The sequence below is a fragment of the Nitrosomonas sp. genome (assembly GCF_020852615.1).
In the GTDB taxonomy this organism is placed as follows: Bacteria; Pseudomonadota; Gammaproteobacteria; order Burkholderiales; family Nitrosomonadaceae; genus Nitrosomonas.
Genome location: NZ_JADZAJ010000016.1, coordinates 1 through 11270, shown reverse-complemented (window position 1 = coordinate 11270; position 11270 = coordinate 1). Strand labels below are relative to the sequence as shown.

6 protein-coding genes are annotated in these 11270 nt (G+C 55.0%); 4 read left to right on the top strand and 2 right to left on the bottom strand.

Going from position 1 to position 11270, the window contains the following annotated elements; translation table 11 throughout:
* From IT527_RS03165 to IT527_RS03150, 4 genes are all read left to right on the top strand, one after another.
* The coding region (locus tag IT527_RS03165) for a carbohydrate kinase (protein ID WP_292966487.1) at positions 1 to 850 on the top strand (850 nt) is incomplete at its 5' end.
* Positions 847 to 2985: an HAD-IIB family hydrolase gene (locus IT527_RS03160; protein WP_292966486.1), complete on the top strand. Its 2139-nt coding sequence runs from the start codon at positions 847 to 849 to the stop codon at positions 2983 to 2985. The genes IT527_RS03165 and IT527_RS03160, both read left to right, overlap by 4 nt.
* A gap of 49 nt (positions 2986 to 3034) precedes the next feature.
* Positions 3035 to 5419 carry a sucrose synthase gene (locus IT527_RS03155; protein ID WP_292966484.1) on the top strand — a complete coding sequence of 795 codons (2385 nt, stop codon included), beginning with the start codon at positions 3035 to 3037 and terminating at the stop codon, positions 5417 to 5419.
* A 65-nt stretch (positions 5420 to 5484) separates the two neighbouring features.
* Positions 5485 to 6324: an SDR family oxidoreductase gene (locus IT527_RS03150; protein WP_292966481.1), complete on the top strand. Its 840-nt coding sequence runs from the start codon at positions 5485 to 5487 to the stop codon at positions 6322 to 6324.
* Between the two features lie 27 nt (positions 6325 to 6351).
* Here IT527_RS03150 and IT527_RS03145 read toward each other — a convergent pair whose 3' ends face one another.
* Together IT527_RS03145 and IT527_RS03140 are read right to left on the bottom strand one after the other, a co-directional pair.
* Entirely contained in the window at positions 6352 to 10122 is a 3771-nt protein-coding gene (locus tag IT527_RS03145) for a hypothetical protein (protein ID WP_292966479.1), read from the bottom strand.
* Complete coding sequence (locus IT527_RS03140) at positions 10119 to 11000, bottom strand: hypothetical protein (protein ID WP_292966477.1); 882 nt, start codon at positions 10998 to 11000, stop codon at positions 10119 to 10121. The genes IT527_RS03145 and IT527_RS03140 overlap by 4 nt, the downstream gene beginning before the upstream one ends.
* Between the last annotated feature and the right edge of the window lie 270 nt (positions 11001 to 11270).

Sequence of the window (11270 nt, the reverse complement as noted above, 5' to 3'; positions counted from 1 at the left end):
GGGCGCTCCCCTGAATGTAAGCTGCCATCTTCAGGCATTCGGTCTGCACCCCATGCTGATTACACGTACCGGTACCGATGAGCTCCACCGGAAACTGATCAGACTGATGCGTAATGCCGGTATGACTGTCGCCGGTATTCAAAGCGATCCACACTATCCAACCGGCCAGGTATTGATCAGACCCGGTGAAAACGGGTACGGACACCAGTTTGAAATTCTTGCGAACCAGGCCTACGATTTCATCGACCCGGCTGCAGCCGCTGCTGCCATTTCATCCGTGGAACCCGGCCTGGTGTATTTCGGAACACTGGCACAACGCAGCCGTTTGTCCGGCAGCGCCCTGGAAACGATATTCCGGCACACACCACAGGTACCGCACCTGCTGGATATCAATCTGAGAAAACCCTGGTACACACGGGACGTTGTACGTTATTCACTCACGCAGGCAGATCACGTAAAAGTCAATGAGGATGAATTGATCGAGTTACCCGGTTTACTGGATTTACCCGCACGGGACCCCAGAGGTACTGCATTACACCTGATAAAAGAATTTCAACTGCACACCCTGCTGGTGACCTGTGGCGCTGAGGGTGCATGGCTGCTCGACCAGTCCGGCAATGAAGCCGAAACACCCGGCATTCCTGATATTGCCGTAATCGATACTGTCGGCGCCGGAGACGGGTTTTCTGCCATATTTATTCTCGGCATGCTGCTGGACTGGCCAAAAATATTGATTCTGGAGCGTGCCAACCGGTTTGCTGCAGCGCTGTGTGGTATTCGTGGTGCTATTCCTGAATCCCCGGAATTTTATTTCCCTTTTCTCAAAGACTGGGGGATCGTTAATTTATGACAGACCAGAAGCTTTATATCCTGATGGTGAGCGTACACGGCCTGATTCGCGGACATGACATGGAACTGGGACGGGATGCAGATACCGGCGGACAGATCACTTATGTCGTTGAACTGGCGCGTGCGCTGGGCCGCAATGATCGTATCGCCCGGATCGATCTGCTGACCCGCCAGATCGAAGATCCCGGCATCTCACCCGATTATGCAGCCGAAATCGAAGAACTCGGGCTGAATGCCCGTATCGTCCGGTTACCCTGCGGCCCTCGCAAATATCTGCGCAAAGAGCTGTTGTGGCCGCATCTGGATCACATGGTAGATCGTTGTCTGCATTACCTGCGCCAGCACGGACGCTTGCCCGATCTGATTCATACCCACTATGCCGATGCCGGTTACGTCGGCCAGCATCTGTCCAATCTGCTGGGTATCCCGCAGATCCATACCGGCCACTCGCTCGGCCGCCCCAAACGGGCACGTCTGCTCGCCTCCGGCCGCAAAGAGCAGGCCATCGAACGGCAGTTCAACCTCTCCCGGCGAATCGCTGCAGAAGAAGAAATACTGGTACATGCCTCACTGATCATCACCAGTACCTCGCAGGAAATCGAAGATCAGTACGGTATGTATAAAAATACCGATCCGCGCCGCTGCCGGGTCATCCCGCCAGGAACCGATACCTCACGTTTTTCACCTCCCGGACGTAAACTTCCCGATCCGGTAATACAGGCCGGTATCGACCGGTTCCTGAACATGCCGGATAAACCGGTGATTCTCGCCATCTGCCGGCCTGATACGCGCAAAAATCTTCATGGACTGATTCAGGCTTATGGATCAGATCCATCGCTGCAGGACATGGCCAACCTGGTGATCATCGCCGGCTCACGCGAAGATATCCGTGCGATGGAAGAATCGCAGCGCAAGGTCATGAACGATGTCCTGCTCGATATCGACCGCTATGATCTGTGGGGAAAAATAGCGATCCCCAAACATTTCATGGTGGAAGACATACCGGAAGTGTATCGCCTGGCGGTACGCAGGCGCGGCATATTCGTCAACTCGGCCCTGACCGAGCCTTTCGGACTCACCCTGATCGAGGCTGCTGCCAGTGGCTTGCCGATCATTGCACCGGAAGATGGCGGCCCGCGCGATATCATCACCAATTGCCGCAATGGATTGCTCGTTAATACGCTGAACCCCTCCGACATCGCCAGCACTCTGAAGGATGCACTGTCCGACAGAAAACGCTGGCGCAACTGGTCCAGAAACGGAATTGCCAACGTCAGGCGTCATTACACCTGGGATGCTCACGTCAGCAAATACCTCAGAGAAGCCGACAGGCTGCTTTACCGGGAACGCAAACGTCTGCGCCGCCAGCTTGCAGCCACCCTGCATGCAGGCCGATCACCCATGCCGCTGGCACGCAAGGTGATCATCAGCGACATCGACAATACCCTGCTTGGAGATGAACAGGGATTGGCTGAATTTCTGCAATGGTTGCGAATGCATGCCGGAAATATCTCATTCGGTGTTGCCACCGGCAGAACCGTCGAAAGTGCAGTCAAAATCCTTAAAAAATGGCGCGTACCGATGCCCGATATCCTGATCACCTCGGTCGGCAGCGAAATCAATTACTGGCCATCACTGCGACCGGATAAAGGCTGGAGTAATCACATCCGCCACCGGTGGCGACGGGAAGCACTGGCCGAAGCACTGAAAGCAATACCCGGTCTGACACTCCAGGCCCCGGAAAATCAGCGTGAATTCAAGCTGAGTTATCTGGTCACACCTGAACGAATGCCCCCGCTCAAACAGCTTTATCAGCATCTGCACAAACAGAATCTGCATGCAAAACTGATCTACTCGCATGAAGCATTTCTGGATGTGCTGCCGGTGCGCGCTTCCAAAGGGCTGGCAGTACGTTATCTCGCCTATAAATGGGGGCTGCCGCTGCAAAGTTTTCTGATTGCCGGGGATTCGGGTAATGATGAAGAAATGCTGGTAGGCGATACGCTGGGGGTGGTGGTGGAAAATCACAGCCCCGAGCTGGAATCACTGCGTGGCCGGGAACAGATTTATTTCGCAAGGAACGCCTATGCACTGGGCATACTTGAAGGCATGAAGCACTACCACTTTGACCAATGATCACAACCCTGTGAAGCAGCACCGCAACTGTTATACGGAGGTATCTGACATGTCCATGACTGACACATTTTCCACCTGTACCCGGCAGAACAGGGATGCCGTCTACACCCTGTTACGGCGTTATTTCGCGGCAAATCGCACCCTGCTCCTGCAATCCGATCTGCGGGACGGATTGCTGCAGACAGAACAGGATTGCGGCCACTTCGACATGCTCCGCACATTCGTATTCCGGCTGCAGGAAGGCATCTTCAGCTCTCCCTGGGCCTATCTGGCATTGCGGCCCGAAATTGCCAAATGGGAATTCATGCGCATCCATCAGGAGCACCTCATTCCGGAAAAAGTAACCATCAGTGAGTTTCTGAAATTCAAGGAAACCGTGATCAAGGGCGAAGCAACCGAATCGATGCTCGAAGTCGATTTCGGACCATTCAACCGGGGATTTCCCAGGCTGAAGGAATCCCGTTCAATCGGTCAGGGCGTCATCTTCCTCAATCGCAAGCTGTCCAGTGAAATGTTCTCCCGTATCGAGGCAGGCCATACCGGCTTGCTGCATTTTCTGGGGGTACACGCCATCGAGGGGCAGCAACTGATGTTCAGCAGCAACTCTCACGATATTCATGCCGTGCGCACCCAGTTGCGACAGGCACTGGAACTGCTGGAAACACTGGACGGGACGACACCCTGGATTGAGCTGGCCCCGAAAATGAATCAGCTCGGTTTTGCGCCCGGCTGGGGACATAACGCCGCCCGGGTGGCCGAAACCATGAACATGCTGATGGATATTCTCGAAGCACCCTCCCCATCCGCACTGGAAGCATTTCTGGCACGCATCCCCATGATCTCCCGCCTGCTGATTCTTTCCCCTCACGGCTATTTCGGCCAGGATAACGTACTTGGATTACCCGATACCGGCGGTCAGGTTGTCTACATCCTCGATCAGGTACGTGCACTGGAAAAGGAAATGCACGACCGGCTGCAATTACAGGGGGTGCAGGTCGAACCGAAAATACTGATCGTCACCCGCCTGATACCCGATGCAGGTGATACCACCTGTAACCAGCGGCTGGAAAAAGTCAGCGGCTGCATCAACACCTGGATCCTGCGTGTTCCGTTCCGCAAACATAATGGCGAAATCATTCCTCACTGGATTTCACGTTTCGGGATATGGCCGCATCTCGAAACCTTTGCCGGTGATGTTGAACGGGAAGCACTGTCAGAGCTGGGCGGACAACCTGATCTGATCATCGGCAACTACTCGGATGGCAATCTGGTGGCGACCCTGCTCAGCAGAAAACTGGGCGTCACCCAATGCAACATTGCCCATGCCCTGGAAAAAACCAAATACCTGCATTCGGATATTTACTGGCAGGAAAACGAGGATAAGTACCATTTTTCCTGCCAGTACACGGCAGATCTGCTGGCAATGAATTCCGCCGATTTCATCGTCACCAGCACCTATCAGGAAATTGCCGGAACGCGGGAAGCGGAAGGCCAGTATGAGAGCTATCAGGCGTTTTCCATGCCCGGCCTCTACCGGGTGATCCATGGTATCGATCTGTTCGATCCAAAATTCAATATCGTTTCTCCGGGAGCAGATGCAGATGTCTATTTCCCCTACTCCGACCCGAACAGGCGCCTGCACAGCCTGATACCGGAAATCGAATCCCTGATCTTCGGGGATGCCACCGATCTCCCGGCCCGCGGACATCTGCAGGATCCGGACAAACCGCTGATTTTTACCATGGCACGTCTGGACCGGATCAAAAATATTACCGGCCTGGTGGAACTGTATGCCGCTTCACCACGTTTGCGTTCACTTGCCAATCTGATCATCGTCGGCGGCAAAACCGATCCACAGCATTCCACCGACCATGAAGAACAGGAACAGATCCACCGGATGCATCAGCTGATGGATGAATACAAACTCGATCAGCAGGTACGCTGGCTGGGTATGCGTCTCGATAAAAATCTGGCAGGAGAACTCTACCGCCACATTGCCGATAAACGCGGTGTATTCGTACAACCAGCCCTGTTCGAAGCATTTGGCCTGACTATCATCGAAGCCATGGCATCCGGTCTGCCCACTTTCGCCACCCGCTATGGCGGCCCGCTGGAAATCATTCAGCACAACCGTTCCGGCTTTCATATCGATCCCAACCAGGGCGCTGCCACAGCTGATCTGATCGCCGATTTTCTGGAAAAAAACCGGGAAAATCCGCAGGAATGGGAACGTATTTCACAAGGGGCACTCGACCGTGTCGCCAGCCGCTACACCTGGAAACTGTATGCGGAACGCATGATGACGCTATCGCGCATTTACGGCTTCTGGAAATTTGTCAGCGGGCTTGAGCGGGAAGAAATGGACCGTTATCTCAATATGTTCTACCACCTGCAATTCCGGCCGCTGGCAAACAGGCTGGCGCACGAGGTCTGAGACTGCCGGGCAGAGTTGACGGCGCGGGTAAAATAAAACCCTGATCCATTACACAGAGCAGAAAAATGAAGAAAACGATATTGATCACCGGCTGTTCCAGCGGTATCGGCCATTGCACTGCCCACGGCCTGCAAAAGCGCGGTTATCGTGTCTTTGCCACCGTCCGCCGGCAGGAAAGCGTGGAAACGCTGCTGGCAGAAGGGCTGGAGAGTTTCCAGCTCGATCTGGATGATTCGGATTCGATTCAGCGCGCGGTTGAAGAAACCCTTAAACGCAGCAATGGTGAGTTATATGCCTTGTTCAACAATGGCGCTTACGGCCTGCCCGGCGCGGTGGAAGATCTCAGCCGGGCAGCCTTGCGGGCACAGTTTGAAACCAATCTGTTCGGCTGGATGGAACTGACCAACCTGATTCTGCCCGTCATGCGTAAACAGGGATACGGCCGGATTATCCAGAACAGCTCGGTATTGGGATTTGCCGCCATGCCATTCCGCGGTGCATACAATACTTCCAAATACGCGGTTGAAGGCTGGAGCGACACGTTACGGCTGGAATTAAGAGGCAGCGGTATTTTTGTCAGCCTGATCGAACCGGGCCCGATAGCCACCCGGTTCCGTGCCAATGCAATGAAGGCACTTGAGCGTTATATTGATATTGAACACAGCATTCACCGCCAGAAGTATCTCGCTGTCCAGAATCGGCTTAATAAGGAAGGGCCCGCCGTCCCGTTCACCTTACCCCCGGAAGCTGTACTGAAGAAAGTAACCCATGCACTGGAAGCTGACATTCCCAAAGCACGTTACTACGTCACTTTCCCGACACACCTGTTCAGCTTTCTCAAACGCATCCTCCCGGTTTCCGTACTGGACAAAATACTGGCCAAGGCCGGGAATGATCATCAATGAAGACAGCAGTTTGACTGCATAATACCTTTACCCTTTCCAGGTTATGCCAAACCATAGATCGTCAATAATTTTCTTATTACAGGCGAACTCAAGCTTTCCTGTGGGTAAAGATGGTAGAACATCATCCGGTAATTTCCCAACAAGCAAATTCCCCAAGGAAAGATCCTTAGCCAAAGTAATCTTCTTTGCATCCGAATTGCGGTCAGATTGAACTGTTATTTCAATTGAGCCTGGTGAAGGATTTGCAGTACTGCGAACCAGAATATCCATGCGCGCCACACCATTTAACCTGCCCTTGCTCCAGAATGGATAATGCTCTTCATGCAAATTTATCAAGAGCTTAAAGGGTTGATCATTCTGGCTCTGAAATCTGGCCCATTCTGCGGGGAATTCCTGTCGAGCCGAGAACAGACGAAGAGTTCCCGGGGCCTGCGCTTCACTTATCAGCTCATTGATGTATGTGAGCGCGCTATTACGCAGTAAAGCGCCGCCTTCACGGGCTGTGTAGCGAATGTGCAGAATCACGTCGCTGATCGTGCCGTAGTCAAACTGCACGGGATCACCCTTGCCCGGATTGGCGGGCAACTGCAGTTGCCATTCGCTGATGACGCCGGAGTTCTCGAACGGCAGGTAGCGTTCGTCGCGCAGATTGGTTTCGAACAGGCCGCTGTCGTTCTGGGCAGAACTGGTGACGATGGATTGCAGGCTGCTGAAGTTGTCGCTGAACCGATCGTCCTCGGCATCGATACGAGCGTACTGGTCGCCGATGGCCGACGACTTGCGGATGCGGCTCTTGAGCAAGGTCAGCGTGCAGTTGACGCCGGCATACGGCCCGGTCACGCACGGAATGCTCACCGCCACGGTCTTGATGCGCCGGAAGTAATGGCCGGGGCCGTCCATGTCGAACAATGACTCCGGCAATCGGACGGTACAGCGGCCGCTCGTGCGCAGTTCGACCAGTGCCAGCGGATCCACTTGCAGCACGCTGACATGCTTGGTCAGCTCGTACTCGCGCTGGTTCTGGTCATGGTAGGCCATCTCCATACGCTTGATGTCGAGATAGAGCTTTTCGCCGGCCAGCAGCCCTTCCTTGCCCGCCAGATAGCCGAACTGTAGATAGCTGAGATCCGGCTTGCCCAACTCGTGCTGCAGCGCGCGTTCGGCCTTTTTTGCGATGTCGAAGGCAAACTGAAAGCATTGCGCATACAAACCCTTTACCTCGCGCTTCATCCAGGCGTAGAGCGCCTTGTTGGTCTTCTTGCCGGTTTTCTCGGTGCCCTCCTCGTTGAGGAAGCGCTCGATCTCCTCGGCGTGCTTCATCTGCTGGCGGTGACTCCTCAGTTCTTGCTCGGCAATGGCCTCGCGGATCTGGGCGGCGCGCACTTGCTTGAAGATTTGGGTGATCTCGCCAGCGGCGAGGTTGCTTTGGAATGCCCAGTCCTGTTCTCGACGTTGAAATCCGGCCAGTTTTCCTGCGTGCGTCGCATCATAGGTATCCTGAGCTGACAGGTTTCGTTGGTATTCTGCAATTGCAGTGAAAGCTGGCCCAACATGGTCCCCGCCAAACTCAATGTGCGTTCCCACGCCGAACGGTTTGGCATCGACGCCGAATTTGGGAACATAGTGTGAAAGGCTAGCAATTGTAGAAGTAGTACTCGCTCGTACTTGCCAATCCCGTGCCGAATGCGAAGCCTCCAGTTCTTTCGCTTCGTGACTGCCCATGATTTTCCCGCCGGACGCTCCGAGGTTCTGAGCAATGTCCACCTCCACCTCTCGCAGACCCAACGCGGGCTCCTGCATCACGAACTTCATCTTGTCGAGACTGTCCTTGTCCAGTTCGTCCAGCGATGGAATCGCCTTCTCGATCTCGTCGGGCTTCTTGCCGAGTTGCCGTTCATAATAGGTATAGCGCTGTACTGCCAGCGCCAGACTTTGCAGCAAGCCTTCCTTCGATTTGATCGCTTCCTGCAGCTGGCCGTACTTCACGTGCTCGACCATCCCCATCACCACGCGCTCATGTTTGGCACGCAGCAAGGCCATGGCCTCGCCATCTTCCTTCTCCATCGCCGATAGCAGGCTGTTGCCCAGCGATTTCACTTCCTGTGCGATCTCGGCGGCCTTCTGCACCAGGAATGCGAAGCGAACCAGCGGTAGCGGCTGGTTGACGCCGTTGACAATCGCACCGACGTCCAGGCCTGCAGCCGCCGCCCTTGCCAACATGGCGGGGTCGATAGGCGGCTCGAACAACGCCAACTGCCGAAACACGCCCTGGAAGTTCAAGCTGTTGCGGATTTTGAAGAGTCGGTCAGCGACGGTATCCCAGTAGCCCAGCAGCTTGTCGTTGCGCGGCACACAAAAGTAAAGCGCCTTGCCCAGGTTGCGCACGGAAGCCAAGTGGTCGTTGTCGCCGCTGTCCGCGGCGGGCAGCGGCAGCAAGTCGAAACCGATCTCCGGTTCCATCTCGCGCAAAACGGTACCAAACTGCTTTAGATCCTGGCGCAGATTGGCGTAGTTCTGCGGGCGAATCGTGCCCTTCTTCGGTACGGGCAATGGACGCGGCCCCAGGATGTTGGCGGCCATCACGTACAACTGCATCGCCTCGTCGATCGCCTCGCCGGTGTCCTGCCGGAACAGCGAATCACCCCAGGCAATCAGGTTGTCCAGATAGGCCATGACCGTCTTGACCATGTAGGACTGCTGGCGATACCGGGCAATCACATGGGGCCGGAACGGTGCATCTTTCCACGCCTCCATGCTGTTGACGGTGTCGCTGCGCAGGTCTGGGTCAGCGTTGGTAGCTAGGTTGACCAGAATTTCCTCGATCTTCTGCACATCGGTGTATTGGAACGGATGCACCTTCCAGAAGCGCTGCGGCGTAGGGCCTTCGCTGTCGTCGGTGGGATCGAAGATGAAGTGAAACCACCGTTGCGCCTCGGCAAAACGCTGGTTTTTGCTCAAGTGCACGGCGACAGTGAACGGGACGTGATAGAACAACTCCCAGTTGTAGATCGAATACGCGCCACTCGATGTGAAGTCGAGATCCTTCACGGGATAGGGGTGCTGCACGAGGTTTGTCGGGTTGTAGGCAGACTTGAAGAAATCCGCATACAAATCACTCACTGGTCGCATCCGTCGGCGCAGCAAGGCCATCTCGGTGCCGCTCGGGATGTCGAACACTGTCTTGGCAATCAACGCAACCTTCGTTCCCGCCGGAATGGAAATCGTCGCATCCTTAGACCATTTCAAGGTCGCGCCCGTCCTAAGCTCGATCAGCGAATCGGAGGAAATGCTGGCGCTACGGCTGGTGGCGAGATTCATCCTTGCACCGGGATAGGGCGTTGAGTGCAGCGCATCCAATAGCGTAGCGCGGGTGCCGGCGAACACCTTGATCGCGGTGTCTGCGCTCAGCTCGAACTCGTCTTTCTTATTCACATTCACCGTGCCGCCGTCTGAGTGTGGTACGGTCATGTCGGCGATCAGCATGATTTTTGATCCTGTCTTGATGACCGTCGAATCAATACTCGCATCCAGCTGCACGTCTACGCCGTATGGCAGCGAGATTTCGCCCGGCGCGTACTCGGTATCGGCTGCCTGCAGCCCGGGTGTCCCCTTTCGGATCAACCGTTGCATCAGAGGCTTGATGTAGGGGTGCTGGTGTAGATAAAAGCGATAGCTGAGATCGCGCGTCTGCTCGATGACGTATTTCAGCGCAGGTCGCGCGACAGGTACCTGCCATTGGGGTACATCGAACAAACCATGAAACTTCACGAGGTTGTTTGCTGCAAAAATGGATTTCATGACAATCCTCCCAGTTGATTCTTGTTTACCTTCAGCCCGTCAGGCTGAGCTATATTTTGCATTAACACCGAGTTCAAACCAGCCGCACCGATGATGTTCAAGCCATTGGCGCCCACTTTCAAACCCGCTTGCACGAGAGCACCCGCACCGCCCACCGCAATGGAGTTACTTGAGAAGCTGCTGCCGGGGCTGATGTCGATCCGCGTTTCCGCTCCTGTGAGCACATTCATGCTGCCAACATTTGACCGAACCTCCACCAGTGCGCGGCCTGTCGGTCCCACGAGTGCGCCATCGAACAGCAGTGCCGTGCCCGGGTTGGTCAGCAGATCCCGTGCGGGTTTTTCCAGGATAATGGCGTTGGGATGAATGTCTGGCAGCTGCCAGCCTGGGCGTGGCTTTTCGAATGGAACTACCACAATGGGGGGACGCTCCCGCAGATCCGGCAGCTTAAAGCCAGGCTCCGGTCTGGCAGGGGCCGATACCCACTCCTTCCACTGTTCGACAGTCGACTCCGTCACAGTAGGTTCGACGAACAAGGTATGTAGATTGTCCTGATAGAACACCGGCTTCATCAGCGAGCCGATCTCGCGGAGGCCGCGTTCGATGGCCGCCTGGACGTCGGCGGGGCGCTCGGCCCCCGTTGTTGCGACCGCAGATGCTCGCAACTCTCTGAGGTCGTTGTTGCACGGCAGGAGAAGGTAGTTTCGCTTCGAGTTCAGGATGTCCGATGATGCCGTCGATGGGAGATCGTCCGGATCGTTGGTGATCCGCTGGTGATAAGAAACCCTCAATGGTCTGCTTCCAAAGTAGCGATTTGCACGCCTTTCGCTAGTAGATACAAACGGATTTTTCGGTACAGGTCCGGGTGGCGTGGCCATTGGAGCTCCGTAAACTATTTTCTCTGGTGCACTATTACGGCCAGCCAAGTAGAAGGCACTTTCAATCGCGCCTCCCAGATGAATGTAAACCCCAAGCTCAGCCTCATCTGTAGGGTCATACTCCTTGGAAACATGGATAAAAACTGAGGTAGGTTGAAAAAAGAGGAGTCCAACGTTTTATAAAATATCAGAAATGGAGGACGGAAATGGAACGGATACCGAAAGGGATTTACACGCTGGAATTTCGGGCGGAGGCGGTGAAGCTGGTGG

Coding starts and splice junctions, on each gene's coding strand:
- IT527_RS03160 (WP_292966486.1), top strand. CDS start 847: ATGACAGACCAGAAGCTTTATATCCTGATGGTGAGCGTACACGGCCTG.
- IT527_RS03145 (WP_292966479.1), bottom strand. CDS start 10,122: ATGAAATCCATTTTTGCAGCAAACAACCTCGTGAAGTTTCATGGTTTG.
- IT527_RS03155 (WP_292966484.1), top strand. CDS start 3,035: ATGTCCATGACTGACACATTTTCCACCTGTACCCGGCAGAACAGGGAT.
- IT527_RS03150 (WP_292966481.1), top strand. CDS start 5,485: ATGAAGAAAACGATATTGATCACCGGCTGTTCCAGCGGTATCGGCCAT.
- IT527_RS03140 (WP_292966477.1), bottom strand. CDS start 11,000: ATGGCCACGCCACCCGGACCTGTACCGAAAAATCCGTTTGTATCTACT.